This window comes from Pseudomonas sp. WC1, assembly GCF_050586565.1.
Classification (GTDB): domain Bacteria; phylum Pseudomonadota; class Gammaproteobacteria; order Pseudomonadales; family Pseudomonadaceae; genus Aquipseudomonas.
Map to the genome: position 1 here is coordinate 132,184 of NZ_JBOBDQ010000005.1, position 25,114 is coordinate 157,297.

The 25,114-nt window shown below is 66.9% G+C and carries 32 protein-coding genes; 20 read left to right on the plus strand and 12 right to left on the minus strand.

Annotation, left to right across the window (positions count from 1 at the left end; genetic code table 11):
* Nucleotides 1–23 precede the first annotated feature (23 nt).
* The 13 genes from ACQ4OD_RS03880 to ACQ4OD_RS03940 all read left to right on the plus strand — a co-directional run bounded on the left by ACQ4OD_RS03880 (nt 24) and on the right by ACQ4OD_RS03940 (nt 9,253).
* Nucleotides 24–1,712, plus strand: coding sequence for a GspE/PulE family protein (locus ACQ4OD_RS03880; protein ID WP_198754291.1), 1,689 nt, complete (start codon nt 24–26; stop codon nt 1,710–1,712).
* Nucleotides 1,693–2,475, plus strand: a complete 783-nt coding sequence (locus ACQ4OD_RS03885) for a hypothetical protein (protein WP_430943904.1) — start codon at nt 1,693–1,695, stop codon at nt 2,473–2,475. The genes ACQ4OD_RS03880 and ACQ4OD_RS03885 overlap by 20 nt, the downstream gene beginning before the upstream one ends.
* Nucleotide 2,476: 1 nt before the next feature.
* Nucleotides 2,477–3,019 carry a pilus assembly protein gene (locus ACQ4OD_RS03890; protein ID WP_046855693.1) on the plus strand — a complete coding sequence of 181 codons (543 nt, stop codon included), beginning with the start codon at nt 2,477–2,479 and terminating at the stop codon, nt 3,017–3,019.
* Complete coding sequence (gene pilO / locus ACQ4OD_RS03895) at nt 3,006–3,557, plus strand: type 4a pilus biogenesis protein PilO (protein ID WP_198754290.1); 552 nt, start codon at nt 3,006–3,008, stop codon at nt 3,555–3,557. Before ACQ4OD_RS03890 ends, pilO begins: the two co-directional genes overlap by 14 nt.
* A complete protein-coding gene (locus ACQ4OD_RS03900) occupies nt 3,557–4,060 on the plus strand; it encodes a hypothetical protein (protein ID WP_198754289.1) in 504 nt (167 codons plus the stop codon). The genes pilO and ACQ4OD_RS03900 overlap by 1 nt, the downstream gene beginning before the upstream one ends.
* On the plus strand, nt 4,057–5,934 hold the full coding sequence (locus tag ACQ4OD_RS03905) for a secretin N-terminal domain-containing protein (protein WP_430943905.1): 1,878 nt from the start codon (nt 4,057–4,059) through the stop codon (nt 5,932–5,934). The genes ACQ4OD_RS03900 and ACQ4OD_RS03905 overlap by 4 nt, the downstream gene beginning before the upstream one ends.
* Nucleotides 5,931–6,404: a type II secretion system protein gene (locus ACQ4OD_RS03910; protein WP_139671140.1), complete on the plus strand. Its 474-nt coding sequence runs from the start codon at nt 5,931–5,933 to the stop codon at nt 6,402–6,404. The genes ACQ4OD_RS03905 and ACQ4OD_RS03910 overlap by 4 nt, the downstream gene beginning before the upstream one ends.
* A 5-nt stretch (nt 6,405–6,409) precedes the next feature.
* Nucleotides 6,410–6,784, plus strand: coding sequence for a type II secretion system protein (locus ACQ4OD_RS03915; protein WP_102685110.1), 375 nt, complete (start codon nt 6,410–6,412; stop codon nt 6,782–6,784).
* Entirely contained in the window at nt 6,759–7,280 is a 522-nt protein-coding gene (locus ACQ4OD_RS03920; RefSeq protein WP_430943906.1) for a type II secretion system protein, read from the plus strand. Before ACQ4OD_RS03915 ends, ACQ4OD_RS03920 begins: the two co-directional genes overlap by 26 nt.
* On the plus strand, nt 7,277–7,672 hold the full coding sequence (gene csgE, locus ACQ4OD_RS03925; RefSeq protein WP_102685112.1) for a curli production assembly/transport protein CsgE: 396 nt from the start codon (nt 7,277–7,279) through the stop codon (nt 7,670–7,672). The genes ACQ4OD_RS03920 and csgE overlap by 4 nt, the downstream gene beginning before the upstream one ends.
* Nucleotides 7,669–8,088: a curli assembly protein CsgF gene (locus tag ACQ4OD_RS03930; protein WP_198754288.1), complete on the plus strand. Its 420-nt coding sequence runs from the start codon at nt 7,669–7,671 to the stop codon at nt 8,086–8,088. The genes csgE and ACQ4OD_RS03930 overlap by 4 nt, the downstream gene beginning before the upstream one ends.
* 32 nt (nt 8,089–8,120) lie before the next feature.
* The gene (locus ACQ4OD_RS03935) at nt 8,121–8,972 is read left to right on the plus strand and encodes a CsgG/HfaB family protein (RefSeq protein ID WP_110704246.1); all 852 of its coding nucleotides are present in this window, start codon (nt 8,121–8,123) and stop codon (nt 8,970–8,972) included.
* A 113-nt stretch (nt 8,973–9,085) separates the two neighbouring features.
* The gene (locus ACQ4OD_RS03940; RefSeq protein WP_173862475.1) at nt 9,086–9,253 is read left to right on the plus strand and encodes a DUF6021 family protein; all 168 of its coding nucleotides are present in this window, start codon (nt 9,086–9,088) and stop codon (nt 9,251–9,253) included.
* A gap of 1 nt (nt 9,254) precedes the next feature.
* Here ACQ4OD_RS03940 and ACQ4OD_RS03945 read toward each other — a convergent pair whose 3' ends face one another.
* Nucleotides 9,255–9,638, minus strand: coding sequence for a winged helix-turn-helix transcriptional regulator (locus tag ACQ4OD_RS03945; RefSeq protein ID WP_102685114.1), 384 nt, complete (start codon nt 9,636–9,638; stop codon nt 9,255–9,257).
* A 129-nt stretch (nt 9,639–9,767) separates the two neighbouring features.
* Here ACQ4OD_RS03945 and ACQ4OD_RS03950 point away from each other — a divergent pair, with 129 nt between their 5' ends.
* Nucleotides 9,768–10,322, plus strand: coding sequence for an ester cyclase (locus ACQ4OD_RS03950; RefSeq protein WP_430943907.1), 555 nt, complete (start codon nt 9,768–9,770; stop codon nt 10,320–10,322).
* A gap of 208 nt (nt 10,323–10,530) precedes the next feature.
* Here the strand turns inward: ACQ4OD_RS03950 and ACQ4OD_RS03955 are convergent, their stop codons facing one another.
* Complete coding sequence (locus ACQ4OD_RS03955; protein ID WP_430943908.1) at nt 10,531–11,505, minus strand: polysaccharide deacetylase family protein; 975 nt, start codon at nt 11,503–11,505, stop codon at nt 10,531–10,533.
* Nucleotides 11,506–11,609: 104 nt separating this feature from the next.
* Here ACQ4OD_RS03955 and ACQ4OD_RS03960 point away from each other — a divergent pair, with 104 nt between their 5' ends.
* Nucleotides 11,610–12,488 (plus strand): LysR family transcriptional regulator, encoded by an 879-nt coding sequence (locus ACQ4OD_RS03960; RefSeq protein WP_102685117.1) that lies wholly within the window; start codon nt 11,610–11,612, stop codon nt 12,486–12,488.
* A 190-nt stretch (nt 12,489–12,678) separates the two neighbouring features.
* Here the strand turns inward: ACQ4OD_RS03960 and ACQ4OD_RS03965 are convergent, their stop codons facing one another.
* Both ACQ4OD_RS03965 and ACQ4OD_RS03970 read right to left on the minus strand, forming a co-directional pair.
* Nucleotides 12,679–12,930 (minus strand): hypothetical protein, encoded by a 252-nt coding sequence (locus tag ACQ4OD_RS03965; RefSeq protein ID WP_102685118.1) that lies wholly within the window; start codon nt 12,928–12,930, stop codon nt 12,679–12,681.
* Between the two features lie 28 nt (nt 12,931–12,958).
* A complete protein-coding gene (locus tag ACQ4OD_RS03970) occupies nt 12,959–13,459 on the minus strand; it encodes a DUF4142 domain-containing protein (RefSeq protein ID WP_023631357.1) in 501 nt (166 codons plus the stop codon).
* A gap of 144 nt (nt 13,460–13,603) precedes the next feature.
* Between ACQ4OD_RS03970 and ACQ4OD_RS03975 the strand changes: the two genes are divergently transcribed.
* Genes ACQ4OD_RS03975 through ACQ4OD_RS03985 form a run of 3 tightly spaced genes read left to right on the plus strand, consistent with a single transcriptional unit; the run spans nt 13,604 to nt 16,249 of the window.
* A complete protein-coding gene (locus ACQ4OD_RS03975) occupies nt 13,604–13,846 on the plus strand; it encodes a hypothetical protein (RefSeq protein WP_102685119.1) in 243 nt (80 codons plus the stop codon).
* Entirely contained in the window at nt 13,843–14,637 is a 795-nt protein-coding gene (gene xth / locus ACQ4OD_RS03980; protein ID WP_430943909.1) for an exodeoxyribonuclease III, read from the plus strand. The genes ACQ4OD_RS03975 and xth overlap by 4 nt, the downstream gene beginning before the upstream one ends.
* Before the next feature lie 43 nt (nt 14,638–14,680).
* The gene (locus ACQ4OD_RS03985) at nt 14,681–16,249 is read left to right on the plus strand and encodes a sensor domain-containing diguanylate cyclase (protein ID WP_277504257.1); all 1,569 of its coding nucleotides are present in this window, start codon (nt 14,681–14,683) and stop codon (nt 16,247–16,249) included.
* A 40-nt stretch (nt 16,250–16,289) separates the two neighbouring features.
* On the opposite strand, the gene ACQ4OD_RS03990 is transcribed toward ACQ4OD_RS03985, so the two are convergent.
* The 8 genes from ACQ4OD_RS03990 to ACQ4OD_RS04025 form a co-directional block, all read right to left on the minus strand.
* Entirely contained in the window at nt 16,290–17,249 is a 960-nt protein-coding gene (locus tag ACQ4OD_RS03990) for a ribonuclease Z (protein WP_430943910.1), read from the minus strand.
* A gap of 135 nt (nt 17,250–17,384) precedes the next feature.
* Complete coding sequence (gene hpaI / locus ACQ4OD_RS03995; protein ID WP_139671117.1) at nt 17,385–18,185, minus strand: 4-hydroxy-2-oxoheptanedioate aldolase; 801 nt, start codon at nt 18,183–18,185, stop codon at nt 17,385–17,387.
* Nucleotides 18,186–18,194: 9 nt separating this feature from the next.
* On the minus strand, nt 18,195–18,998 hold the full coding sequence (gene hpaH, locus ACQ4OD_RS04000) for a 2-oxo-hept-4-ene-1,7-dioate hydratase (RefSeq protein ID WP_430943911.1): 804 nt from the start codon (nt 18,996–18,998) through the stop codon (nt 18,195–18,197).
* 7 nt (nt 18,999–19,005) lie between these two features.
* Entirely contained in the window at nt 19,006–19,416 is a 411-nt protein-coding gene (locus ACQ4OD_RS04005) for a 5-carboxymethyl-2-hydroxymuconate Delta-isomerase (RefSeq protein WP_102685125.1), read from the minus strand.
* An 11-nt stretch (nt 19,417–19,427) separates the two neighbouring features.
* Nucleotides 19,428–20,351, minus strand: coding sequence for a 3,4-dihydroxyphenylacetate 2,3-dioxygenase (gene hpaD / locus ACQ4OD_RS04010; RefSeq protein ID WP_102685126.1), 924 nt, complete (start codon nt 20,349–20,351; stop codon nt 19,428–19,430).
* Nucleotides 20,352–20,492: 141 nt separating this feature from the next.
* The gene (hpaE, locus tag ACQ4OD_RS04015) at nt 20,493–21,953 is read right to left on the minus strand and encodes a 5-carboxymethyl-2-hydroxymuconate semialdehyde dehydrogenase (protein WP_430943912.1); all 1,461 of its coding nucleotides are present in this window, start codon (nt 21,951–21,953) and stop codon (nt 20,493–20,495) included.
* Complete coding sequence (locus ACQ4OD_RS04020) at nt 21,950–22,729, minus strand: fumarylacetoacetate hydrolase family protein (protein WP_430943913.1); 780 nt, start codon at nt 22,727–22,729, stop codon at nt 21,950–21,952. The genes hpaE and ACQ4OD_RS04020 overlap by 4 nt, the downstream gene beginning before the upstream one ends.
* Nucleotides 22,726–23,400, minus strand: a complete 675-nt coding sequence (locus tag ACQ4OD_RS04025) for a fumarylacetoacetate hydrolase family protein (RefSeq protein WP_430943914.1) — start codon at nt 23,398–23,400, stop codon at nt 22,726–22,728. The genes ACQ4OD_RS04020 and ACQ4OD_RS04025 overlap by 4 nt, the downstream gene beginning before the upstream one ends.
* A 163-nt stretch (nt 23,401–23,563) precedes the next feature.
* Here ACQ4OD_RS04025 and hpaA point away from each other — a divergent pair, with 163 nt between their 5' ends.
* Nucleotides 23,564–24,466 carry a 4-hydroxyphenylacetate catabolism regulatory protein HpaA gene (gene hpaA / locus ACQ4OD_RS04030; protein WP_430943915.1) on the plus strand — a complete coding sequence of 301 codons (903 nt, stop codon included), beginning with the start codon at nt 23,564–23,566 and terminating at the stop codon, nt 24,464–24,466.
* A 170-nt stretch (nt 24,467–24,636) separates the two neighbouring features.
* On the plus strand, nt 24,637–25,059 hold the full coding sequence (gene hpaR, locus ACQ4OD_RS04035) for a homoprotocatechuate degradation operon regulator HpaR (RefSeq protein ID WP_023632900.1): 423 nt from the start codon (nt 24,637–24,639) through the stop codon (nt 25,057–25,059).
* The last annotated feature ends 55 nt before the right edge of the window (nt 25,060–25,114 follow it).

Here is a 25,114-nt window from a genome sequence, read left to right on the forward strand (position 1 = left end):
GCCCCTGAGCGGAGTCGCAGGCCATGTCCCAGGCATTCGATAAAGACCCACTGGACCCATCGCGGGGCTACCCCCGCGAACTCCTGGCCCAGGCCCGCCAGCAAGCCGGCCAAGAGCGTCTTCTGGCCTGCCTGGAACACCTGTCCAGCGACACCCCGGCCACCTTCACCCAGCGCCTGGCCACCACCCTGCATTACCCGGTGCTCGCCACCGAGGCCCTGTTTGCCTGCACCCCGGCCTTCGACCGGGTCAGCCTGGCGCAGTGCCTGAAACACGAATTCGCCCTGGTCGAACACGAAGGCGAGCGGGTCGGTGTGTTCGCCGACCCCTTCGACAGCGCCCGCCTGGCCTGGATCGACGACCGCCTGCAGGGCGCGCCGCTGTACCTGGCCCACGCCGCCGACCTGGCCGCGTTCCTGGCCCGCCACGAGGAAAGCTTCCACGCCGTAGAGGCCCTCGGCCACGAGGCTGAACCCGGCAGTGAGGCCGACCCGCTGCAGCGCCTGTCGCTGACCAGCATCAGCGAAGACCAGAGCCGCGTGGTCAAGCTGGTCAACTCCACCCTGTACGACGCGCTCAAGCTGCACGCCAGCGACATCCACTTAGGGATGACCGGCCAGGGCCTGACCATCAAGTACCGTATCGACGGCGTGCTCAACGGTGCCGGCAAGGCCAGCGGCAGCGCCTTCGCCGAGCAGGTGATCTCGCGGATCAAGGTAATGGCCGAGCTGGACATCGGCGAGAAGCGCGTGCCCCAGGACGGTCGCTTCAAGGTGGCCATCGGCGAGCGGCAGATCGATTTCCGCGTCTCGATCATGCCCAGCATCTTCGGCGAGGACGCGGTGCTGCGGGTGCTGGACAAGCAGGACCTGTCCGACCAGGTCAGCGGCGTGCAGCTGCAGGCCCTGGGCTTCGAGGCGCACACCCTGCAGGCCCTGCGCCGGCTGGCCGCCGAGCCCTACGGCATGATCCTGGTCACCGGCCCCACCGGCAGCGGCAAGACCACCACCCTCTACGCCATGCTCAGCGAGATCAACCATGGCATGGACAAGATCATCACCATCGAGGATCCGGTCGAGTACCAGCTGCCCGGCGTGCTGCAGATCCCGGTCAACGAGAAGAAGGGCCTGACCTTCGCCCGCGGCCTGCGCTCGATCCTGCGCCACGACCCGGACAAGATCCTCGTCGGAGAGATCCGTGACCCGGACACCGCGCAGATTGCCGTGCAGTCGGCGCTCACCGGGCACCTGGTGTTCACCACCATCCACGCCAACAACGTGTTCGACGTGATCGGCCGCTTCAGCCAGATGCAGGTCGACCCCTACAGCTTCGTCTCGGCGCTCAATGCCGTGCTGGCCCAGCGCCTGGTGCGCCTGGCCTGCCCGCACTGCGCGCAGGCCTGCGACCCGGATGACGACTTGCTGGCCGCCTCGGGCCTGACCCGTGATGCGGTGGCCGGCTGGCGCTTCGTGCGCGCCCAGGGCTGCGGCCAGTGCCGTGGCAGCGGCTACCGCGGGCGCAGCGCGATTGCCGAACTGTTGCACCTGGACGACGACCTGCGGCAGATGATCGTCGAACGTCGCCCGCTCTCGCAGATCAAGCAGCTGGCCTGCCAACGCGGCCTGCGCCTGTTGCGCGCTTCGGCCGTGGACCTGGTCCGCGATGGCCGTACCACACTCGAGGAGATCAACCGTGTCACATTTATCGCCTGATCGGTATTGCGCGGTGCTCGGCGCCGAGGGTGTCGGCCTGGGCCATTGGCACGGCCGGCAGCATCAATGGCTGGGCAGCCGCGCGTTCGCCTGCGACGCCGCCCAGCCGGCCTGGGCCTCGGCACTCCAGGCCCTGGCCGGGCTGCTGGGTGAGCATCCGGCACGCGGCGCGCAGTTGCGCGTGCTGCTCTCGGCCCGCTACAGCCGCTTCTGCCTGGTGCCCTGGAGCGATGCCATCGGTACCCCGTGCGAACTCGAGGCCTACGCGCGGGCCTGTTTCGAGAACCTCTACGGGCAGCCTTTGGATGACTGGCGCATCGTTCTATCGCCGGAGCCGGCCGGCGCCGCGCGCATCGCCACGGCGCTGCCCGAGGCGCTGCTCCAGGGCCTGCAGGCACTGGGGCGGGAAAGCCGCCTGAGCCTGCGCTCGGTGCAGCCGTACCTGATGGCTGCCTACAACCGCTGCTCGGCGCAACTGGCCCAAGGCGACTTCCTGTTCGTGCTGGCCGAGCCGCGCCGCAGCGTGCTGCTGCTGGCTTCAGGCGGTGCCTGGCAGCAGGTGCTGGCCCAGGGCTGCGCCGACAACGACCAGGCCCTGCAGGCGCTGATCGAGCGTACCTGCGAACTGTATGGCGAGCAGTTGCCTCGGGTGTACCTGCACGCACCGGGGCGCACGGCAGCCTCGCAACTGGCCGCGGTGCAGCTGTGCGCCGCCAGCGCCGAAGCCGATCCGTTGTGCGCCATGTGGCGGGCGGTGGCCTGACATGCGCCGCCTCGACCTGGAATTCCAACCCCGCCACAGCAGCCCCCTGGCCTGGTCGTTGCTGGCCCTGGGCGGCGCCGTGCTGGCCGTGCTTGTGCTGGCCCAGCAGCAACTGGTGAGCGAGCAGGTGCACCTGGAAGGCCGCGTGCACCAACTCGAACTCAAGCTTGGCCGACGCCCGGCCACCGCCGCGGTGCAGAGCAGCGCGGTGATCCGCGAGCAGGCCGAGCGCCTGGCGCAGATGCGCAGCGTCTCGCAGCAGTTGCAGCGGCCATGGCAGCAGCTGTTCGCCATGCTCGAGGCGATGCCGCAGGAAGACGTGGCGCTGCTCAGCCTTACCCCCGACGCCCGCAAAGGCCAGGTACGCATCAGTGCCGAGGCGCGCAACCTCGAGGCCATGCTGCAGTACCACCAGCGCCTGGAGCGCAGCGCCGAGCTGTCGGACGTGTCGCTGCTCAACCACGAGGTGGTGGCCGGGCAGGTCGAGCATCCGGTGCGCTTCAACCTCACCGCCACCTGGGAGACCGGCCATGCGCGTCCGTAGCCTGATCGTCCATGAAGCGCTGCGGCGCCTGGGCCGGGCAGGGCTGGCCGCGGTGCTGGTCGGCGGCCTGGCCCTGGCAGTCGCCCTGGCCGGGGTGCTGCCCCAATGGCAAGCGGTGCGCGAACTGCGTGCCAGCGAGGCCGATGCCAGCGTCCAGGTGCAGCGCCTGGCGCGTGGCGAGCTCAAGGTGCAGGCCAAGCCCGAGCAGCAGGCGCTGGACGACCTGCGCCAGCAACTGCCCGGCCAGCCCCAGGCCAGCGAGCTGATCGAGCGCCTGTACCACCTGGCCAGCGCCGAGCGCATCAGCCTGGCCCGGGGCGAGTACGCCCTGGGCGTGGACCCGAAGACCCAACTGGCGCGCTACCAGATCGTCCTGCCGGTGCGCGGCAGCTACCCGCAGATCCGTGGCTTTCTCAAGGCACTGCTCGGCCAACTGCCGACCTTGGTGCTGGAAGACCTCGAACTGCAACGCAAGCGGATCGGTGACCGGGAACTGACCGGCCGTGTGCGCATGACCCTTTACCTGTCGAGGTCGTGATGAACACTCAGCGTGCGGTGATGTGGGCCGGGTTCCTGGGGTTGAGCGCGGCGCTGGCCTGGGCGCCGGGGCGCTGGTTCGGCGTGGTGGAGGATGAGCTGGCAGGCCCTGTCGCGGAGCAAACCCGCCCCCAAGCGACACCCACGAACGTGGGAGCGGGCTTGCCCCGCGATGAAGCCAAAAGCCCTTCACGCGACCTGTTCCCCAGCCAGCAATGGACCCCACCCCAGGCCCTGGCCACCGTCACCGAACAACCCGTGGTCAACACCCCGGAACCCGCCGCACCTACCGCCCCGACGCTGCCGTTTCGTTTCATCGGTCGCATGGGTGAGCGCGACGACCTGCAGATCTTCCTGCAGAGCGGCGAAAAGCTCTACGTCGTGCGCCAGGGCGATGTGATCGACGAGACCTACCGTCTGGACCGCGTCTCGGCCACCGAGCTGAGCCTGGTCTACCTGCCACTGCATCAGCCACAGACCCTGTCTGTCGGGAGCGCACCATGAAACCGTCGAAGTTGTGCAAGCCTGCGCCGTTCGTGCTCCTGGCCCTGTGCGTGGCCATCGCCGGATGCGGCTCGAGCGCCGCGCGCAAGGACAGCCAGGAACTGATCAAGGAAGGCCAGTACGAGGCCGGTATCGCTCGCCTGGAAGAAGCCCTGCGCGAAGATCCGCGCGACACCGAGCTGAACATCGCCCTGGCCCACGGCCGCCAGGCCGCGGTCGAGGCGCTGCTGACCCAGGCCGACAGCGACCGCGTGCGCCACGACTTCGCCGGCGCGCGCATGGGCTACGGTCGGGTGCTGACCATCGAGGCCAACAACCGCCGCGCCCAGGAGGGCATCCGCCAGCTGGAGCTGATCCGCACCCTCGACGACCGTGTCGCCCTTGGCCAGGCTGCATTGCGCCAGGGCGACCTGTTCGGCGCCGAGCGCTACATGCGCGAGGTGCTGCGCCTCGACCCGCAGAGCCAGAAGGGCCAGATGCTGCGCAGCGACATCGAGAACGTCCAGGCCCGTACCGCCACGCCTTACCCGCAACTGCGCAGCAAGCTGGAGCGCCCGGTCACCCTGGAGTTTCGCGATGCCGACCTGAAGACCATCTTCGAGGTGCTGGCCCAGGTCGCCGGGATCAACTTCATCTTCGACAAAGACCTGCGCCCGGACATGAAGGCCACCATTTTCGTGCGCGAGGTGCGCATCGAGGATGCCGTGGCCCTGCTGCTGGAGCAGAACCAGCTGCGCCAGAAGATCGTCAACGACAACACCTTGCTGCTCTACCCGGACTCGCCGCAGAAGACCAAGGACTACCAGGAACTGGTCATGCGCACCTTCTACCTGACCAGCATCGACGCCAACACCGCGCTGAACATGGTCAAGACCATGCTCAAGACCCGCGACGTGTTCGTCGACGAGCGCCTCAACACCCTGACCATGCGCGACACCCCCGACGCCGTGCGCATGGCCGAGAAGCTGCTGCAGTCCCAGGACCAGTCCAACCCCGAGGTGGTGCTGGAAGTGGAGGTGATGGAAGTGGCCACTTCGCGCATCCTCGACCTCGGCCTGCAATGGCCCAACACCTTCGGCGTGCTGACCAGCGACGGCAAGTCGGTGAGCGTGCTCGACCAGCTGCGCGGCATCGACTCCAGCCGCATCAGCATCTCGCCGGCGCCGCAGGCCAAGATCAATGCCCAGGACAAGGACATCAACACCCTGGCCAGCCCGGTGATCCGGGTCAGCAACCGCGAACAGGCGCGCATCCACATCGGTCAGCGGGTGCCGATCATCAGCGCCACCTCGGTGCCCTCGACCCAAGGCCCGGTGATCACCGAAAGCGTCACCTACCTGGATGTCGGCCTCAAGCTCGAAGTGCAGCCCACCGTGCACCTGAACAACGAGGTGGCGATCAAGGTGGCCCTGGAAGTGAGCAACGCCACGCCCCTGGAGGCCACGCGCCAGGGCACCATTCCGGTCCAGGTCGATACCCGCAACGCCCAGACCAGCCTGCGCCTGCACGATGGCGAGACCCAAGTGCTGGCCGGCCTGGTGCGCAACGACCACAACGCCAGCGGCAACAAGATCCCGGGGCTGGGCGACATTCCCGGCCTGGGCCGGCTGTTCGGCAGCAACAAGGACGACATGAGCAAGTCCGAACTGGTGCTGGCGATCACCCCGCGCATCGTGCGCAACCTGCCGTACCAGAGCCCGTCGGACATGGAGTTCGCCACCGGCACCGAGTCGGCCCTGCAGGTGCGCCAGCTGGCGCAACCGGCGCCGGCCAGCGCGCTGCCCGCCGACGCCCCGGCTGACGAGCCGGCCGCGGCGCCGCTGGTCGAGGGGCAGATGGCCGTGGTGCCTGCCGCCGCGAGGCCACGGCCATGACACACCGCCAGCAGGGTTTCAGCCTGATCGAAGTGGTACTGACCCTGGCATTGCTCGGGCTGCTCGCCACCATGGCCGCGCCCTTGACCGAGACCGTGGTGCGCCGGGGCAAGGAGCAGCAGCTGCGTGAGGCCCTGTATCAGCTGCGCGACGCCATCGACGCCTACAAGCGCGCCTTCGACGCCGGCTACATCGAGAAGCGCCTGAACGCCAGCGGTTATCCGCCGAACCTGCAGGTGCTGGTGGACGGCGTGCGCGATGTGCGCAGCGCCAAGGGTGCGAAGTTCTACTTCCTGCGTCGCATCCCCCACGACCCGCTGCGCGCCGCCAAGGACGACGACCAGGGCGGCTGGGGCCTGCGCGCCTACGACAGCGCGGCCGACAGCCCGCGTGAGGGCGAGGATGTGTTCGACGTGTATTCCAAGGCCAGCGGCAAAGGCCTGAACAACGTGCCCTACGGGCAATGGTGACGGCGATGAAAGCGAGCAGAGGCTTCACCCTCATCGAGCTGCTGGTGGTGATGGCGATCATCGCCACCCTGATGACCATCGCCATGCCGCGCTACTTCAACAGCCTGGAGGCCTCCCGCGAGGCCACCTTGCGCCAGAGCCTGGCGGTGCTGCGCGAGGCCCTGGATCACTACTACGGCGACACCGGGCACTACCCCGATTCGATCGACCAGCTGGTGGAGCAGCGCTACCTGCGCAACACCCCGGTCGATCCGATCACCGAGCGGCGCGATGCCTGGCAGCTGGTGCCGCCGCCCGAGGGCGTTTCCGGCGCGGTGGCCGACATCAAGAGCGGAGCAACCGGGAGGGCACGCGATGGCAGCCTCTATGCCGAATGGTGAAGCCGGCTTCACCTACCTGGGCGTGCTGCTGCTGATCGCCGTCAGCAGCATGGCCCTGGCGGCCACCGGCACCCTGTGGGCCACCCGCGCGCAGCGCGAGCACGAGCGCCAGCTGCTGTGGGTGGGCGGCCAGTACGCCCAGGCCCTGCGCAGCTACTACCGCGCCTCGCCGGGCCTGGCCCAGTATCCGCAGGACCTTGGGGAGCTGGTGGAAGACAACCGTTTCCCGTCGCCGCAGCGCCACCTGCGTCGGCTCTACCCGGACCCTGTCGGTGGCGGCGAAGAATGGGGCCTGTTGCGCGCGGTCGATGGCCGCATCACCGGGGTGTACAGCCGCTCCGACGCCGCGCCGCTCAAGCGCAGTGGATTCGATGCCCAGTGGAGTGCCTTCGAGGGGCTGGAGCACTACAGCGACTGGCAGTTCGTCGCCGAGCAGGCCTTTGCCGAGAGCGCCGCTGGCGCCCGTCCACACGCCGGCCTGGGAGAAGCGCCATGAAACGCCTGGCCGCGCGGGTGTGCCTGTGCCTGGCCCTGTTGCATGGCCAGGCACAGGCCGGGGCCGAGGACGAGATGATGGGTTTCATCGTCGACAACACCATCTCGCACATCGGCCACGACTTTTATCACGCCTTCAGCGACCGGCTGCGCGCCACCAGCCGGCTCGACTTCAACCTGGTGGTGCGCGAACGCCCGGATGCCCGCTGGGGCAGCCTGGTGACGGTGGAGTACGAACGCGAGGTGCTGTACCGGCGCTTCCTGCCGCCCAACACCACGCAACTGAACGACGAGGCCATCGCGGCCGCCGACCTGGTCAGGCAGCAGATCATCCAGCGCAAATTGCAACGGCTGCTGCAGGACACAACCGATCTGGAGAGGGACGAGCTATGAGCAACCACCTTGCACGACGCATCGCCGCCTGCCTGCTGGCCGTCGGCCTCGGTGGCCAGGCCCTGGCCACCGAGCTGGTGTACACCCCGGTCAACCCGTCCTTCGGCGGCAATCCGATCAATGGCGCCTGGCTGTTGAACAACGCCCAGGCGCAGAACGACTACGACGATCCCGACCTCAAGGACCGCAGCTCGGCATTCGCCGGCACCTCGGCCCTGGAGCGCTTCAGCAACCAGCTCGAGTCGCGCCTGCTCGGGCAGTTGCTGGACAACATCAGCAACGGCAACACCGGCAGCATGTCCACCGACGCCTTCCTGATCGACGTGATCGACGATTCCGGGGCGCTGAGCATCAAGGTCACCGACCGGGCCACCGGGGAAGTCTCGATCATCGAGGTCAGCGGCCTGAACCCCTGAGAGGGACGGGTCTTTACTGGGGAGAGAACGCCATGAAACGCCTGCTGAGCACACTGCTGATCCTCACCGCCCTGGCTAGCCTGCAAGGTTGCGGCCTGCGCGAGCCGATGCCCGCCGAACAAGACCCTGAGACTCCGACGCTGACACCGCGGGCCTCGACCTACTACGACCTGGTCAACATGCCCCGGCCCCGTGGCCGGCTGATGGCTGTGGTATACGGCTTCCGCGACCAGACCGGGCAGTACAAGCCGACTCCGGCCAGCTCGTTCTCCACCAGTGTCACCCAGGGGGCGGCGAGCATGCTGATGGACGCCCTCAACGCCAGTGGCTGGTTCGTGGTGCTCGAGCGCGAGGGCCTGCAGAACCTGCTGACCGAGCGCAAGATCATCCGCGCCTCGCAGAAGAAGCCTGACGTTGCCGAGAACATCCAGGGCGAACTGCCGCCGTTGCAGGCGGCCAACCTGATGCTCGAGGGCGGCATCATTGCCTACGACACCAACGTGCGCAGCGGCGGCGAGGGCGCCCGCTACCTGGGCATCGGCCTGTCCCGCGAGTACCGGGTCGACCAGGTCACGGTCAACCTGCGGGCGGTGGACGTGCGCACCGGGCAGGTGCTGGCCAACGTGATGACCAGCAAGACCATCTACTCGGTCGGGCAGAACGCCGGGGTGTTCAAGTTCATCGAGTTCAAGAAGCTGCTCGAGGCCGAGGTCGGCTACACCACCAACGAGCCGGCGCAGCTGTGCGTGTTGTCGGCCATCGAAGCCGCGGTGGGCCACCTGCTGGCCCAGGGCATCGAGCGGCGGTTGTGGCAGGTGGCCGGGGACGGGGCGGGGGACAAGGCGGTGCTGGACAAGTACCTGAGTCAGTACCAGCAGCAGTAGCGGGCAACGGGGGCTCGTGGTCCGTCGACGCCCCCGGCAGTCGGCATTTCAAAGCAAATCAAACTTTGCAGCCGTGGCGGTATCTCCATTGAACGCAACCAGGAGAAATCACCATGTCAGATCCACGCCAATCGCCGGCCAAGCAGGGCCCGCACTCATCCGAGCAGGCCACCGCGCCCGACGACCTCGGCTTCGACCCGGACTCGCCGGATGTCGATGACCCGCAGGTTGATCCCCAGGGGCCGGCCAAGCCACCGAGGGATGTCGAAAAGGAGGCCTGAATCATTCGGCGCATTGGTCATACAGCCGGCGCGCCAGAAGAATCGCCGGCATGTTCGACTCCGCCCACTGCGCCAGACGCTCCACCGTACCGCCCAGTGTCGCGCCCAGTTCGGTGAGGGCGTATTCGACGGTGGGCGGTACGCTCGGATGCACCTGGCGCTCCACCAGGCCGTCGCGTTCGAGCCGCTTCAGGGTTTGCGACAGCACCTTCTGCGATACACCGGCGATATCTCGGCGCAGCTGGTTGAAGCGCACCCGCTCACCGGCGCTGAGGCGGTCGATGAGCAACAGCACCCATTTGTCGGCGAGGCGGTCGAGTACCAGGCGGGCCGGGCAATTCGGGGCGAACACGTCGTAGGCGGGGCATTCGCGGTAATGGGCCATGGGTTACTCCAAGGTAATCAGGTGAGTGAAAAGTGCCTTCTTGAGCGCCTGGGCGGGACTGGTTAGGCTTTTATCCATGGTTCGCGGCCGCGCCATACCCACCCGTTGAACGCACTGAAGGAAACTGAGATGAACACCGAACCCAAGGCTTCGGCGCTGCGTGCTGGCCGCTGGATCACCCTGTTGCTGCTGAGCGCGGCGGCCAATCCGGGCAGTGCCGGCGAGCTGGTGACTCCGGCCACCCTGGTCGTGGACCGGAGCCTGCCCAAGGCCCAGCTGGAGCAGCAGATCCTCGCCGCCCGCCGCTACGACACCTTCTGGAACACCGGCGACGAGGCCATGGCCCGCGCCGCGCTGGCCAGCGACTTTCGCGACAACACCCTGCCACCGGGACGGCCACAGGGCGTGGAAGGGCCATTGAGCGCTTCCAGGGCATTTCGCGCAGCGGTGCCGGACCTGCGCTGCGAGGTGCTGCAGATGATCGTCGCAGGCGACCGGGTCACCGCGGCGCTGCGTTTCACCGGGCACTTCAGCGGCAAGCTGGGCGAGCACCAGGGGCAGGGCCAGGCCATCGATTTCATCGCCATGGATATCTACCGTGTCGCCGAGGGCCGGATCGCCGAGGACTGGCATCTGGAGGACAACCTTGCGTTCATGCGGCAGGCGGGGTTGGTTGGGCGTTGAATACCCGGGCCGGCCTTGATCCAGGGTTGTCAGGACTGGCCTCATCGCCGGCAAGCCGGCTCCCACAGGTACAGTGCATGGCGTGACATTTGCGCGGTCGGTGTGGGAGCAAAGCCAGCTCTCACAGAGATGGCGCTTGGCTTGAGGGCGGCGCGGTCGGTGTGGGAGCCGGCTTGCCGGCGAAAGGGCGCTAAGCACCCCCTGTCGGTCAGGCGAACACCCGTGGCGGATTGACCGGCGTATCGGCCTGGGCAAGGGCCCAACGGGCAATCTCGTCCTTGCGCATGAACGCCACGCCGGCATGGCCGCGGGCATAGGTGAAGAACTGGTCCAGCGCGCGCACCACGGTAGGTGTGCCGCCGATGCGGTCATGCGCCGACAGCGACATCAGCCGGCGCCGTTGGCGGCCTTCGGCATAAAGCACGTCGAACTCGTCCTTGAGCTCCTGCAACAGCGCGGCGCCGGTCATCGCCGTGGACCCGGCAATACGACCGATGTCGTTGTTGCGCAGGGTGTAGGGCACTACCGCAAAAGGCTTGCCGCGCACCGGGATGATCGAGGGTTCGTCGCGGGCCAGGTCGTCGATGTGGTAGAGAAAGCCGAGGTCCTGGAGGATGTTCAACGTTTCGCGGGAGTGACGCATCCAGAACGCGTTGAAACCCACCGGGCGTTGGCCGGTGACGCGCTCGATGATGGCGCTGGCCTGCTCGTACTGGCGACGCTCCTCCGCCGGCGTCAGGCTGTACTGCGGAGCCCAGTGCAGGCCGTGCCCGGCGGCTTCGTGGCCGCGCCTGACCACCTCGGCCGCCAGCTCCGGGTAAGCCTCCACAGCCTTGCCGACCATGTGCGAAGTGACCTTGATGCCGTGCCGGTCGAACAGCGCGAGCAGGCGCGGCACGCCTTCCAGCGGGCCGTAGCGGTACCAGCTGGGGGCGATGGTGTCGGGATAGCGCGAATCCAGGGGCGGGAAGGGGCTTTCGGCGTGTTCCGGCTGGCCACCGGATTCGAATTGCAACGACACGGAAATCACCAGTTGCGCGCCATTGGGCCAGAACCCCTTGCCCTCGGCGCTATCGGGCGGCGCCCCGGTGCTGCCGGCTGGCTCTTTCGCCAATACCGCGCCCGCCGCCACGGCGATGCCGCCGGCGAGGGTGCCTTTCATGAAATCTCTTCTGCTGGTCATCGAGTTGCTCCTGTGCGGGTGTCGATGCCGGGCAGTGTAATTAGCGAGGAAATCACCAATAATCAGGCGAAAGTCAAAATCATATTTCGGGAAAATCGAAAAGCATGCTGGATAACCTGGCGTTGTTCCTGACCATAATCGAAAAAGGCAGCCTGTCGGCGGCAGGCCGCGAGCGCGGGCTGTCACCGGCCACGGTGTCCGAGCGCCTGGCGGCGCTGGAGGCACACTACGGGGTGGCGCTGCTGACCCGCAGCACCCGTTCGCTGAGCCTCACTGACGCCGGCCGGCAACTCGCCGAGGGCGCACGGCGCCTGCTGGCCGAGGCCGACGAGCTGGAAAGCCGTCTCAGAGACGGCCAGCAGAAGATCTCCGGGTTGGTGCGCCTGAGCGCGCCGGTGGACCTTGGCCAGCACTGCATCGTGCCGCTGCTCGACCGTTTCCTGGCCGAGCATCCGCAAGTCTCGATCGACCTGGACCTGACCGATGGATACGTCGACCTGGTGGGGCAGGGCATCGACTTCGCCATCCGCTACGGCACCCTGGCCGACAGTTCCCTGCGCGCACGGCCCCTGGGCGACAACCGCCGGGTGGTGTGCGCCGCGCCCGACTACTTGCATCGCCACGGCACGCCACTGCACCCGGACGACCTGGCCCACCACGATTGCATCGTCATGCGTTTCGGCATCCACGCCGAACGGGTCTGGCCATTTCGCCTGGACGGCGCGGCTTACCCGGTCGGCGTGCGCGGGCGGCGGGTTGCCAACAGCGGCGAGCAGGTGCGCCGCTGGGCGCTGGATGGGCACGGGCTGTGCCTGAAATCGCTTCGCGATGTGCGCGACGACCTCGACAATGGCCGATTGGTCGAAGTGCTGGAGGACTTCAGCGCCGGGCAGGTGGCGCTGCAGATCGTCTATGCGCCGACGCGGGTGCAGCCACGGCGGGTGCGGGCGTTGATGGAGGCGATCATCGAAGGCCTGCGGTAGGGTCTGTACGACATGTATCTGCACTCGCCCATACTGCGTTGAAACGGGGCTCGGAATGCTCATGTACTCCAGTACACTCCGCTTCCTCCCCCCGTTTCGCCTTGTCTGGCCTTCGCGCAGACACATTTCGTACAGACCCTGGCACGCCCTGTGGCAGTTGGCCGAACCATTGCCACAGGGCGGACCGGCATCAGCCTTCGGCTTGCCTGGCGGCCTCGACACCGGCGGACGACAGCTTGATCGGGTAGTTGACGCTGAGCGCGTGTCCGGATTCGACATTCACGCTGCCATCGTGGATCAAGCCTTGCTCCTGCAGGGTCTTGAGCATGCCGGCCACGGCTTTCTCGCCGCGGTAGTTGTCCAGCACTTCCTTGCCCAGCCCTTGTGGGTGGGCGTGCAACAGGCGGGTCAGGACTTCCGAACGCAGTGCATCATTGCTCATGGGAGCCTCGCTTTTTCAGTGGGGCGGGTTACTGGCCGTGCTTGGCCTGTAGTTCCTTGGCATGCTTCAAGTGCTCTTCGAGCTTGGGCAGGGTCTCGCCGGCGAAAGCCTTGAGCTCGGCCTTGTCGGACGAGGCGGCCTCCTTCCTGAACAGTTCCACGGCTTTCTCGTGGGCCTCGACCTGGTTGTTGACATAGGAGCGGTCGAACGACTCGTCACGCCACTCCAGGATCATCTTCTTGACCTTGTCGGTCAGCGCCGCTTCATCGGGCACGCTGATGTCGAGTTTGCGGGCGATGTCGCCGAGCTTCTGGTTGGCCTGGGTGTGATCGGTGACCATCTGCTGGGCGAAGGTCTTGATTTGCGGGTCCTTGCTCTTGTCCAGCGCCAGCTTGCCGGTCACCACCTCGGCGATGCCGGCCTCGGTGGCGGCGTCGACGAAGTCGTCCGACGAGGCGGCCATGGCCTGTAGCGACGCCATGCCCAGCACCATGGAAAACCCGACCCGCTTGAGGAACAGATTGCTCATCTGTGACTCCTTATCCGTTGGCGCGACGTCAGTGTCGCGTACGGTTGAGGGCCGGCGGCGGGCAAAGGTTTAATTTTTCTGCGCGCTTTGAACCGATGATGACAAGCAAGGCTCACACCTTCAAAGGTGCAGAGGAACCCGACCATGAGCATCGAACGCAGCATTCCCGAACTCGAGGCCTGGTACGCCCAGTACGACGATGCCAGCTATCGGCGCGAATCGCCCGACGCCTATCACCATGAATTGCTGCGCACGGCCGAGGCGCTGCGCGATGATGGCGCGATCGACTGGGACGACTGGCTCAAGCTCAAGGAGCTGGCCGACCAGGCCCACCTGGGGGCACTGCAAGACGCGGTGCAGGCCCGCGTGGACGACCCCGACGCATGAAAGCGCTGAAGATAGCCACGTTCAATGTCAACGGCATCCGCAGCCGGCTCGACAACCTGCTGGCCTGGCTGGCGCGTGAGCAGCCCGACATCGTCTGCCTGCAGGAACTCAAGGCCAGCGACGCGCAGTTTCCCGGTGCGGCCATCGAGGCTGCCGGCTACGGCTGCCTGCACTTCGGCCAGGCGTCATGGAACGGGGTCGCCATCCTCGCCCGCGCCAGCCAGCCCCTGGAGGTGCGCCGCAGCTTGCCGGGCATGGAGGATGACGGCCAGAGCCGTTATATCGAGGCGGCGGTGCACGGCGTGCAGGTGGCCTGCCTGTACCTGCCCAACGGCAACCCGCAACCGGGCCCGAAGTTTGCTTACAAGTTGCGCTGGTTCGAATGCCTGATCGCCCATGCCGACACGCTGCGCGGCGCCGATCACCCTGTGTTGCTGGCGGGGGACTTCAACGTGGTGCCCACCGACCAGGACATCTACAACCCGAAATCGTGGCTCAAGGACGCGCTGCTGCAGCCCGAGTCACGCGCCTGCTACCAGCGTTTGCTGGAGCAGGGCTGGAGCGATGCGTTGCGGCAGTTGTACCCGCACGAGCGGGTCTACACCTTCTGGGACTATTTCCGTAACCACTGGCCGCGCAACGCCGGGCTGCGCATCGACCACCTGCTGCTCAACCCGGCCCTGGCGCCTTACCTGAAGGACGCCGGGGTCGACGCCTGGGTGCGCAACGAGGCGCACGCCAGCGACCACGCGCCGGTGTGGATCAGCCTCGGCACACGCAAGCGGCGCTGAACTATAGTCATTGGCGGCCAAGGGTCGATGACAAGGGACTTCAATGCGCGCAGTCAGGAAACAGACCGAGGACGGCCTCTTCCCGGTGACCGGCGAGGGCCGCGCCGTGTCGCTGTTCCGCCTGATGCTCAGCTTCATGGCGGTGGTGATGCTGGCTTTCGTACTGGTGGAGGGCTGGCGGATCTGGCGCGACTACCGGCAGGTGTTCACCAATGCCGAAAACGCGGTCAGCAACCTGGCCCGGGCCACCGCCCAGCATGCCGAGGATGCCATCCGCCAGGTGGACGCGATCACCGCGGCCTTGGCCGAGCGCCTGGAGGGCGATGGCTTCGCCCATGTCGACCGACCGCGCCTGCACGCGTTGCTCAAGCAGCAGGCGCAGATCATGCCGCAACTGCATGGCCTGTTCGTCTATGGCCCCGACGGCGGCTGGATCGTCACCGACAAGGATGACGTGCCAGCGGGTGCCAACAATGCCGACCGAGATTATTTCATCTATCACCGCACCCATCCCGACCGTCAGGTGCGTATCGGCACGGTGGTGCGCAGCCGCTCCACGGGTGACCTGATCATCCCCATCTCGCGGCGCCTGGAAAATGCCGACGGCAGCTTTGCCGGGGTGTTGCTGGGGACCATCAAGGTCGACTGGTTCGTGCGCTACTACGGCGACTTCAAGATCGACGAACGTGGCGCCCTGGTGCTGGCCAAGCGCGACGGCACCATCCTCGTGCGCCGGCCGTTCGTCGAGCCGGTGATCGGCCGCAGCCTGGCGGCCAGCGACATCTTCCGCAAGTACCTGCCCCATGCCAGCGAAGGGGTGGCCGAGGCGGTGGCGGTGGTCGATGGCACGCCGCGCCTGTACGGGTTTCGCGCACTGAGCAGCTACCCGCTGGTGGTGGAGGCGGGGTTGTCGCGCGAGTCGATCATCGCGCCGTGGCGCCATGACATGATCAAGTCGGTGGCGGTGCTGGTCCTGGTACTGATCGGCCTGGCCGGCTTCGGCTGGATCGTCCTGCGCCAGTTGCGCGAGCGCATCGCCATCGAGCGTGCCCTGCACCAGGCCCACCAGACCCTCAAGGCGCTGGCCCTGACCGACAGTCTGACCGGGCTGGGCAACCGCAGGCGGCTGGATGCGGTGCTGGAACCGGAGATACGCCGGGCGCGGCGACAGGGCTATGCCCTGGCCCTGGTGATGCTCGACCTGGACTGCTTCAAGTCCTACAACGACCGCTACGGGCATCCGGCCGGCGACCAGTGCCTGCGCCGCTTCGGCGAGCTGTTGCGCCAGGCGCTGAAACGCCCGGGCGACCTGGCGGTGCGTTATGGTGGCGAAGAGTTTACCTTGCTGCTGCCCGATACCGATGCCGCGGGGGCCAGCCAGATCGTGCAGGAGATCCTGCAGTTGCTGCGCCGGCAGGCCATCGAGCACGGTGGCAGTCCGTACGGCCATGTCACGGCCAGCGCCGGAATTGCGGTGGGTGCGCCGACGTTGGCGACGGTGACCCCGGAAAACCTGATGGCGGCGGCGGATGCGGCGCTCTACCAGGCCAAGCGGCAGGGGCGTGATCGCTACTGCCTGGCGGCCAGTGTGGAGCAGCATCCGGCGCATTGAAGCCATCGCCTGAGGTCTGTCATGGCGCCAAGGCAGGGCCTTACTCCACCTCGACCAGCACCCCGTCACGGCCAATCCGATAGCGCGCCAGGTCCCGGGCCAGGGTCAGGTGCCCCTTGTAGTGCGCCAGCGCCTCATCGCGTACCTCCTCGATGGAACCGCCGCGCCCACCGCCCGACTGGTAGCGGGCGCTGAAGTGCGTCAGCACCAGGTTCTTCACCCCCACCATCTCGCCGAAGCGCGCCACAGCGGCGGCGGTGCTGTGCCCGAAGCTGGCCTGGGTGCGTTCGACCAACGGTTGGGTGAAGGTGGCTTCGTGGACCAGGACGTCAACGTTGGCGGCCAGTTCGCTCAACAATTCGGGGCGGTCGTTGTCACCACAGACGATGATGCGTTGCGCCGGGCGCGTCGGTTGCAGGTAGGCCTGCGGGTCGATCTGGCGACCTTCGTGCTCGACCGTTCGGCCACGGGCGATCTGCCCCCACAGCGGCCCGGCGGGGATGCCGTCGGCGCGCAGGCGCTCGGTGTCCAGGTGCGGTTGCGGGTCGCGCTCCTCGAACACGAAGCCGTAGGAGGGTACCCGGTGCGACAGCTCGACCACGCCGACCTGGATGTTACCGTGGCTCAAGCCACCAAAGGTCTCCAGCGCCTGCATCTGCAACTCGAAGGGCAGGTAGGTGTCGCTGACCTCCAGGCTCTGCCGGACCCAGGGGTGCAGGTCGGCCGGCAGGACCAGCACCAGTGGCTCCTTGCGCCCTGACATGCCGGCGCTGGCCAGCAGCCCCGGCAGGCCGAAGCAATGGTCGCCGTGTACATGGGTGATGAAGATGGCGCGCAGGTCGCGCACCGACAGCGGGCTGTGCAGCAGCTGATGCTGGGTGCCTTCGCCGCAATCGACCAGGAACCAACCGGTGCCGGTGGCCTCGATGACCGCGGTCGCGCTGACGTTGCGGGCCTTGGTAGGCACCCCGGAGGAGGTGCCCAGAAACTGCAGGTCCATTGCCTGACTCCTTGATTCGACGTTGTCGCGACCCCGCAGGGCGGGGCGCGCGGAGGCTAGCATGGTGCTGCCGGGCGAGCCAGCAGTGCTTCACCGGATCGCCCCAACATCGAGCTTACGCGCTACAAGGCCAGGCTAGTAGACACCGCCCTGGGCGATGGCGGCGGTCCCTGCCTTGAACGTGCCCGCCAACCCCTGCAAGCCGCGCATCAGCACCGTGGTGTCGACCCCCACCGCGACGAACGCCGCGCCCAGTTCGATGTAACGTCGGGCCAGCGTCGCGTCGGCGCTGAGAATACCTGCCGCCTTGCCGGCCCGCGCGATGCGCACGATGGCATCCTCGATGGCCGCCTGGACCTCAGGATGCCCCGGATTGCCCCGCTGGCCCATGGCGGCGCTGAGGTCGGCGGGGCCGATGAACACGCCATCGACACCTTCGACGGCACAGATCGCGTCGAGGTTGGCCAGCCCTTCGCGGTTTTCCACCTGCACCAGCAGGCACATCTGCTCGTCGGCCTGGTCCAGGTAGCCGGGGATGCTGTTCCAGCGCGACGCCCGCGCCAGCGCGCTGCCGACACCGCGCACGCCGTGGGGCGGGTAGCGCATCGCCCGCACCAGCTGACGTGCCTGCTCGGCGCTTTCGACCATGGGCACCAGCAGGGTCTGCACGCCGATATCGAGCAACTGCTTGATCAGCGCGGTATCGCCGATCACCGGGCGCACGATGGGCTGGGCCGGGTAGGGCGCCACCGCCTGCAACTGGCCGAGCAGGCTGCGCAGGTCGTTGGGCGCATGCTCGCCATCGAGCAGCAGCCAGTCGAAGCCGGCGTTGGCCGCCAGCTCCGCGCAATATGGGTCGGCCAGGCCGAGCCACAGGCCGATCTGTGCCTGGCCGTCGCGCAGGCGTTGCTTGAAGGTGTTGATGGGCATGTGCATGGGCGCTCCTCAGACGAAACGGCAGGCGATCGAGCCAAGCTGGTCGTAGTCGACGTGAAAGGTGTCGCCGGGGCGGGCGGCCACCGGGCGGGTGAACGAGCCGCCGAGAATGAGCTGGCCGGCTTCCAGGCTCACGTCATGTGCCGCCAGCTTGTTGGCCAGCCAGGCCACGCCCTTGGCGGGGTGGTTGAGCACCGCCGCCGACACGCCGGATTCCTCGATCACGCCGTTGCGGTACAGCACCGCCGGTACCTTGCGCAGGTCGATATCGCCCGGCCGCACCGCACGCCCGCCGATGACCACGCCAGCGTTGGCGGCGTTGTCGGAGATGGTGTCGAAGACCTTGCGGGTGACGCCGCTGAGTGGGTCGACCTGCTGGATGCGCGCATCGATGATCTCCAGCGCCGGGATCACCCACTCGGTGGCGTCGAGCACCTCGAACAAGGTCACGTTCGGCCCCTTGAGCGGCTTGCCGAGGATGAACGCCAGTTCCACCTCGACCCGGGGCACGATGAAACGCTCGAAGGGAATGTCGCGGCCTTCCTCGAACAGCATGTCGTCGAGCAGCGCGCCGTAGTCTGGCTCGGTGATGTTCGAGGAGACCTGCATGGCCCGGGAGGTGAGGCCGATCTTGTGGCCGACCAGCTTGCGGCCATCCTTGATCTTCTGCGCCACCCAGGCACGCTGGATGGCGTAGGCGTCCTCGATGCCGATCGAGGGATGTTCCAGGGAAAACTGGCCGACCTGTTCGCGGGTGCGTTCGGCCTGGTCGAGGCGGGCGGCGGCTTGCTGGATGATACGGGCGTCGAGCATGGAGACCTCAGGGCTGGCGGGTGAACAGAGGGTGCAGGCTGCTGTGCTTGGCGTCGTAAACCTGGGCCTGGCTTTCGTCGATCTGCAGGGTCACGCCGACCGGGCGACGTTCCAGCAGCGCGTCCAGGTGCCGGCGCAACACCGCCAGCAGCGCGTCACCGACCTGCTGGTGCACCGCGGCGCTGCGGCCAGCGCCCATGCGCAGGTTGGCGTAGACGAAACCGTAGGCACCGCGGCCATCGGCGATTGCCGCATGGGCGGCGGGGTAGGCCAGCACACGGGTGCCGCCGGTGGGGAACACCTGGCGATGGTGTTCGTCGCGCTGGGCGAGCATGCAGTCGGCCAGGGCGCGGCATAGGCCTGGCATATCGGCGTCGGCTTCGATATCCGGGCTGTAGAGCAGGACCAGATGGGGCATGGTGATGCTCCTTACAGGCGGCTTGTGGAGGTGACGCCGGCCCGGTTCGAGGCCTGGGCGGCAGGGATCGCGCTGCCATCCTGCGGGGTGACCGGGAAGATCGCGTTGATCTGGCCGGTGCCGGAGGAACCGAAGTACGGCGTCACCACCTCGGCCTTGCCGTCGTATTTCGACCAGCCGAGCGCGCCGAGCAACATGGCGGTGTCGTGCATGAAGCCTTCGCCGTGGCCCTTGACCGCGTACTCGGGCAGCATTGCGCAGAAATCGGCCCAGTCGCCGTCCTGCCACAGGCGCACCACGCGGTGGTCGAGGGTTTCCAGGAACGGGCTCCAGACCTTGGTGGCAAAGTCCGGGGCCTGGCCGTTCTGGGCGAAACGGTGCGACAGCGAGCCGCTGGCCAGGAAGGCCACGGTGCCGTCGTAGTGTTCCTCGACCGCCTTGCGCATGGCCCAGCCCAGGCGCGCGCTGTCGTTGAGGTAGTGCGAGGTGCACAGCGCCGAGACCGAGATCACCTTGAAGTGCTGGTCGGTGTTCATGTAGCGCATCGGCACCAGGGTGCCGTACTCAGGCGCCAGCGTGGTGGCGTCGTGGGCCATGGTTTCCACGCCCAGGCGATTGCACTCGTCGGCGAGGATGCGTCCCAGCTCGGGGTTGCCTGGGAAGCCGTAGTTCATGTTGGCGATGAAGTGCGGCAGTTCGTTGCTGGTGTACAGGCCTTCGAAGTGCGCGGCGCAGTTGATGTGGTAGTTGGCGTTGACCAGCCAGTGGGTGTCGAACACGACGAGGGTGTCGACGCCCAGTTCGCGGCAGCGCCGGCCGATCTCGAGGTGGCCGTCGATGGCCGCCTGGCGAAAGCCCTGGCGCGGGCCGGGCAGTTCGGACAGGTACATCGACGGCACGTGGGTGATCTTGGCGGCGAGAGCAAGTGTGCCCATGGGAGTCTCCGGTAACGAGTTGTTGTTATGTATCCATGGCGAGGGCTTCGCCCTCGTTTCGCCGGCAAGCCGACTCCCACAGTGTGCGGTGATCCCTGTGGGAGCCGGCTTGCCGGCGATGGGCTGCTCAGCAGCCCCGCGTTACACCCCCCAGCGCGGAATGTGGTGGCTACCCATGGATATACACACGTTCTTGATCTCGGCGAAGACCTCGAAACTGTATTGCCCGCCTTCGCGGCCGGTGCCCGAGCCCTTGACACCGCCGAACGGCTGGCGCAGGTCGCGCACGTTCTGGCTGTTGATGAACACCATGCCTGCCTCGATGCCACGTGCCAGGCGATGGGCCTTGCCGATGTCCTGGGTCCAGATATACGAAGCCAGGCCGTACTCGGTGTCGTTGGCCAGTTGCAGCGCCTCGGCCTCGTCCTTGAACGGGATCAGGCACACCACCGGGCCGAAGATCTCTTCCTGGGCGATGCGCATCTTGTTGTTCACATCGGCGAACACCGTCGGCTGGATGAACTGCCCCTTGGCCAGGTGCGCCGGCAATCCGGCCGGGCGTTCCAGGCCACCGGCCAGCAGGCGCGCGCCTTCTTCCAGGCCGATGCGGATATAGCCGGTGACCTTGTCGTAGTGCTGCTGGGTGATCATCGAGCCGACCTGGGTCTTCGGGTCGGTCGGGTCTCCGACGATCAGGCGCTTGGCACGGGCGGCGAACTCGGCAACGAACTGCGGATACACGCTCTCCTGGATGAAGATGCGGCTGCCGGCGGTGCAGCGTTCGCCGTTGAGCGAGAAAATGGTGAACAAGGCAGCGTCCAGCGCACGCTCGAGGTCGGCGTCCTCGAAGATCAGTACCGGCGATTTGCCGCCCAGTTCCATCGAGTACTTCTTCAGGCCGGCGGTCTGCATGATCTTCCGGCCGGTGGCGGTGCCGCCGGTGAAGGAGATGGCGCGCACGTCCGGGTGACGCACCAGGGCATCGCCGGCGCTGGCGCCGTAGCCCTGGATGACGTTGAGCACGCCATCCGGAATGCCGGCTTCCACGGCCAGGCGCCCCAGCTCATTGGCGGTCAGCGGCGACAGTTCGCTCATCTTCAGCACCGCGGTGTTGCCCAGGGCCAGGCACGGCGCGGTCTTCCAGGTGGCGGTCATGAACGGCACGTTCCAGGGCGACACCAGCGCGCACACTCCAACCGGCTGGTAGAGCGTGTAGTTGAGCATCTGGTCGTCCACCGGGTAGCTGTGGCCGTCCATACGTGTGCACACCTCGGCGAAGAAGTCGAAATTGTGCGAGGCGCGGGGAATCAGCACGTTGCGCGTCTGGTGGATCGGCAGGCCGGTGTCCAGGGTTTCCAGCTCGGCCAACTGCGGCACGTTCTGCTCGATCAGCTCACCCAGGCGGCGCATCAAGCGCGCGCGCTCCTTGGCCGGTGTATTGGCCCATTTCGGGAAGGCTTGCTTGGCCGCGGCCACGGCCAGGGCGACTTCCTCGGCGCCGCCGCTGGCGACTTCGCCGATGGCCTCGCCGGTGGCCGGGTTGTAGTTGACGAAGGTGTCGCGGCTTTCGACTTCGCGGCCATCGATCCAGTGCTTGATCATGCTGTTGCCTCTTGTGCGTTGCGGGCGAAGAACTCGGCTTCGCTGACGATCCGGTTGACCAGGCGGCCGACGCCTTCCACTTCCACCACCACCTCGTCGCCCGGGACCACGTCGGCCAGGCCTTCCGGGGTGCCGGTGGCGATCATGTCGCCGGGTTGCAGGGTCATGAAACTGGAGAAGTATTCGATCAGGTAGGGGATGTCGAAGATCATGTCGGCCGTGGTGCCTTGCTGTTTCAGCTCGCCGTTGATCCACGTGCGCAGGGTCAGGTTCGACGGGTCCGGCACATCGGCGGTGTCGACGATCCACGGGCCTACCGGGGTGGTGGCGTCACGGTTCTTCACCCGCAGGTTGGGGCGGTAGTAGTTCTCCAGATAGTCGCGGATGGCGTAGTCGTTGCACACCGTGTAGCCGGCCAGGTAGTCGAGGGCGTCCTCGCGCTTGACGTTGCGCGCCGGCTTACCGATCACCGCCACCAGCTCGCACTCGTAGTGCATGTACTTGACGTTGTCCGGGCGCCAGCTGACCTGGTCGTGCCCGGTGTAGGTGCCGGGCGACTTGACGAAGGCCAGCGGCTCGGTGGGCGGTGTGAAGGCCAGCTCGGCGGCGTGGTCGGCGTAGTTCAGGCCCAGGGCGAACATGCTACCGCTGGCCGGCGGCAGCCAGGTGACCTGGTCGGCGCCGACCAGGCGGCCATCGGCCAGACGCAGTTGCTGGTCGTTTTCGACGGTGACCGCGTGGACCTGGCCGTCGAACAGGATACGGGCGTGCTTCATGGGGCGAGTCCTTGTTCGGCGACGATGGAGTTGGTCAGCTGGCCGAGGCCGTCGATCTCGACCGTCACCCGGTCACCGGGCAGCACATCGACACGGCTTTCCGGCGTGCCGGTGATCAGCACGTCGCCGGCATGCAGGGTCATGAACTCGCTGATCTCGGCGATCAGCCGGGCCACGCCGCGCACGCAGTTGGCGGTGTTGTTCTGCTGGCGCAGCTCACCGTTGACCCACAGGCGAATGCCCAGCGCGTCGGGGTTGCCGACCTGCGTGGGCGGCACCAGTTGCGGGCCGAGCGGGCAGAAACCGTCGCGGCATTTGGCCTTGACCGCCGGGCGGTAGTAACTGTCTTCGGGCAGGCTGAACTCGTTGACGATGGTGTAGCCCGCCACGTGGTCCAGGGCGTTGTCCAGGCTGACGCGACTGGCGTCCTTGCCGATGACCACGCCCAGTGCAGGGCCCGCTTGAAGGCGTTCGACTGCCGAGGGATAGGTCACTGGCTGGGCGTGACCGTTGCGGGTGTTGGGCGTCTTGATGAACAGCACCGGCTTGACCGGCGGCTGCTGGTACGGCGCTTCGTGGAAGGACGCCAGATGCTGTTGCAGCAGGCCCTGGTAGTTCAGGGCGACGCCGAACAGGCTGCCGCTGGCGACCTCGTGCAAGGCACGGCTCATGCATTTCTCCTGCGGTGGGCGAAGCGACAGGGGGCGCTTCGTGGTGTTTTTGTTAATGTGTTAACGTTATATTTAATATGTTAACGATCGTCAAGGCATTCGCCGCTGGCCGGTGGTGCTAGGATGATGTCCCCCGGCGCGTTTCACCGCTGCGAGAACAACAATGAAAGAACGACAGCCGATCCCCAACATCAACATCGGTCAGGTCTACGACCAGCGCTACAGCGACAGCGAGGTGCATTACGACCGGCTGGGCAACCTGGCCGGTTTCTTCGGCCGCAACATGCCGGTGCACCGCCACGACCGTTTCTTCCAGGTCCACTACGTGAAGACCGGCAGCGTGCGGGTGTACCTGGACGAGCAGCGTTACCACGAGTCGGGGCCGATGTTCTTCCTCACCCCGCCGACCATTCCCCATGCCTTCGTCACCGAGCCCGATGCCGACGGCCATGTGCTGACCGTGCGCCAGCAACTGGTCTGGCAACTGCTGCAGGCCGAACCCGGGCTTGCGCTCGGGCCGCGCCTGCAACCGGCGTGCGTTGCCCTCGGCCACCTGCAGGGGGCGGCGGCCGAGGAGGTGCAGCGCCTGGAGCAATTGTTCGACTTGCTGGGCGGCGAACTGGGTCATGGCCAGGCCGGGCAGGGCACCGCCGTGCAGGACCTGGCCCGCCTGGTGATGATCAGCCTGTTGCGCCTGTGCGCCAATTCGCTGGAGGCCACGCCCGCGCGGCACGAGGACCTGCAGCTGTTCCACCGTTTCAACGAACTGATCGAGCGCCACTACCTCGAACACTGGACCCTGCCGGCCTACGCGGCGGCCCTGGGCGTGACCGAGGCGCGCCTGAACGACGTGTGCCGGCGCATGGCCGACCTGCCGTCCAAGCGCCTGGTGTTCGAGCGGCTGATGCAGGAGGCGCGGCGCTTGCTGCTGTACACCGGCGGCTCGGCCAACGAGATCTGCTACCGCCTGGGGTTCAAGGACCCGGCGTACTTCAGCCGCTTCTTCCAGCGCCATGCGCAAATGACGCCGGGCGAATATCGCCAGCGCCAGGCGGGGTTGCGTTGACATGCGGCGACGGGCTCCGGGCGGCTGGCTGTCGGCAGATCGTGCTATGGGGAAGGCATCGCGGGAATGGGTGATTGCCAGGAGCGCTGGTACTTTTCACAGGGCTGGACAGCCCGGGTGAAAATGTATTTCACTTTATTAATATCTTAATAAAACAGCCCTTGATCCTGATGACCCAACCAAGACCCTCCCTGACCTTGACCCTGCTGCAGGCCCGCGAAGCGACCATGGCGTTCTTCCGCCCGGCCCTGAATGCCCACGACCTGACCGAGCAGCAATGGCGGGTGATCCGTATCCTGCGCCAGCAGGGCGAGCTGGAAAGCCACCAGTTGGCCGACCAGGCCTGCATCCTCAAACCGAGCATGAGCGGCGTGCTCAAGCGCCTGGAGCGTGACGGCCTGGTGGCGCGGCGCAAGTCGCCGGAGGACCAGCGGCGCATCTTCATCAGCCTGACCGTGCGTGGGCAGCAGGCGTTCCTGGCGATGAGCGAGGAGATGGAGCGCAACTACCAGGAGATCCAGCGCCAGTTCGGCGCGGACAAGCTGGAGCAGTTGATGGGGTTGTTGAACGAGCTGAAGAAGGTCAGGCCCTGAAATCAAGGGGGCCGCTGTGCGGCCCATCGCCGGCAAGCCGGCTCCCACAGGGGTG

Bases quoted from the DNA above. Each gene is read 5' to 3' on its own strand.
- ACQ4OD_RS04020 (WP_430943913.1), bottom strand. From the start codon at position 22,729: ATGAAGCACGCCCGTATCCTGTTCGACGGCCAGGTCCACGCGGTCACC.
- hpaH (WP_430943911.1), bottom strand. From the start codon at position 18,998: ATGCTCGACGCCCGTATCATCCAGCAAGCCGCCGCCCGCCTCGACCAG.
- ACQ4OD_RS03900 (WP_198754289.1), top strand. From the start codon at position 3,557: ATGAACACTCAGCGTGCGGTGATGTGGGCCGGGTTCCTGGGGTTGAGC.
- ACQ4OD_RS03905 (WP_430943905.1), top strand. From the start codon at position 4,057: ATGAAACCGTCGAAGTTGTGCAAGCCTGCGCCGTTCGTGCTCCTGGCC.
- ACQ4OD_RS03945 (WP_102685114.1), bottom strand. From the start codon at position 9,638: ATGGCCCATTACCGCGAATGCCCCGCCTACGACGTGTTCGCCCCGAAT.
- hpaA (WP_430943915.1), top strand. From the start codon at position 23,564: ATGAAAGAACGACAGCCGATCCCCAACATCAACATCGGTCAGGTCTAC.
- ACQ4OD_RS04005 (WP_102685125.1), bottom strand. From the start codon at position 19,416: ATGCCCCATCTGGTCCTGCTCTACAGCCCGGATATCGAAGCCGACGCC.
- ACQ4OD_RS03930 (WP_198754288.1), top strand. From the start codon at position 7,669: ATGAGCAACCACCTTGCACGACGCATCGCCGCCTGCCTGCTGGCCGTC.
- ACQ4OD_RS03890 (WP_046855693.1), top strand. From the start codon at position 2,477: ATGCGCCGCCTCGACCTGGAATTCCAACCCCGCCACAGCAGCCCCCTG.
- ACQ4OD_RS03940 (WP_173862475.1), top strand. From the start codon at position 9,086: ATGTCAGATCCACGCCAATCGCCGGCCAAGCAGGGCCCGCACTCATCC.
- ACQ4OD_RS03960 (WP_102685117.1), top strand. From the start codon at position 11,610: ATGCTGGATAACCTGGCGTTGTTCCTGACCATAATCGAAAAAGGCAGC.
- ACQ4OD_RS03920 (WP_430943906.1), top strand. From the start codon at position 6,759: ATGGCAGCCTCTATGCCGAATGGTGAAGCCGGCTTCACCTACCTGGGC.
- ACQ4OD_RS03910 (WP_139671140.1), top strand. From the start codon at position 5,931: ATGACACACCGCCAGCAGGGTTTCAGCCTGATCGAAGTGGTACTGACC.
- ACQ4OD_RS03880 (WP_198754291.1), top strand. From the start codon at position 24: ATGTCCCAGGCATTCGATAAAGACCCACTGGACCCATCGCGGGGCTAC.
- ACQ4OD_RS03975 (WP_102685119.1), top strand. From the start codon at position 13,604: ATGAGCATCGAACGCAGCATTCCCGAACTCGAGGCCTGGTACGCCCAG.
- ACQ4OD_RS03985 (WP_277504257.1), top strand. From the start codon at position 14,681: ATGCGCGCAGTCAGGAAACAGACCGAGGACGGCCTCTTCCCGGTGACC.
- ACQ4OD_RS03990 (WP_430943910.1), bottom strand. From the start codon at position 17,249: ATGGACCTGCAGTTTCTGGGCACCTCCTCCGGGGTGCCTACCAAGGCC.
- ACQ4OD_RS03915 (WP_102685110.1), top strand. From the start codon at position 6,410: ATGAAAGCGAGCAGAGGCTTCACCCTCATCGAGCTGCTGGTGGTGATG.
- xth (WP_430943909.1), top strand. From the start codon at position 13,843: ATGAAAGCGCTGAAGATAGCCACGTTCAATGTCAACGGCATCCGCAGC.
- ACQ4OD_RS03955 (WP_430943908.1), bottom strand. From the start codon at position 11,505: ATGACCAGCAGAAGAGATTTCATGAAAGGCACCCTCGCCGGCGGCATC.
- pilO (WP_198754290.1), top strand. From the start codon at position 3,006: ATGCGCGTCCGTAGCCTGATCGTCCATGAAGCGCTGCGGCGCCTGGGC.
- ACQ4OD_RS03950 (WP_430943907.1), top strand. From the start codon at position 9,768: ATGAACACCGAACCCAAGGCTTCGGCGCTGCGTGCTGGCCGCTGGATC.
- ACQ4OD_RS03935 (WP_110704246.1), top strand. From the start codon at position 8,121: ATGAAACGCCTGCTGAGCACACTGCTGATCCTCACCGCCCTGGCTAGC.
- ACQ4OD_RS03970 (WP_023631357.1), bottom strand. From the start codon at position 13,459: ATGAGCAATCTGTTCCTCAAGCGGGTCGGGTTTTCCATGGTGCTGGGC.
- csgE (WP_102685112.1), top strand. From the start codon at position 7,277: ATGAAACGCCTGGCCGCGCGGGTGTGCCTGTGCCTGGCCCTGTTGCAT.
- hpaI (WP_139671117.1), bottom strand. From the start codon at position 18,185: ATGCACATGCCCATCAACACCTTCAAGCAACGCCTGCGCGACGGCCAG.
- ACQ4OD_RS04025 (WP_430943914.1), bottom strand. From the start codon at position 23,400: ATGAGCCGTGCCTTGCACGAGGTCGCCAGCGGCAGCCTGTTCGGCGTC.
- ACQ4OD_RS03965 (WP_102685118.1), bottom strand. From the start codon at position 12,930: ATGAGCAATGATGCACTGCGTTCGGAAGTCCTGACCCGCCTGTTGCAC.
- hpaE (WP_430943912.1), bottom strand. From the start codon at position 21,953: ATGATCAAGCACTGGATCGATGGCCGCGAAGTCGAAAGCCGCGACACC.
- hpaR (WP_023632900.1), top strand. From the start codon at position 24,637: ATGACCCAACCAAGACCCTCCCTGACCTTGACCCTGCTGCAGGCCCGC.
- hpaD (WP_102685126.1), bottom strand. From the start codon at position 20,351: ATGGGCACACTTGCTCTCGCCGCCAAGATCACCCACGTGCCGTCGATG.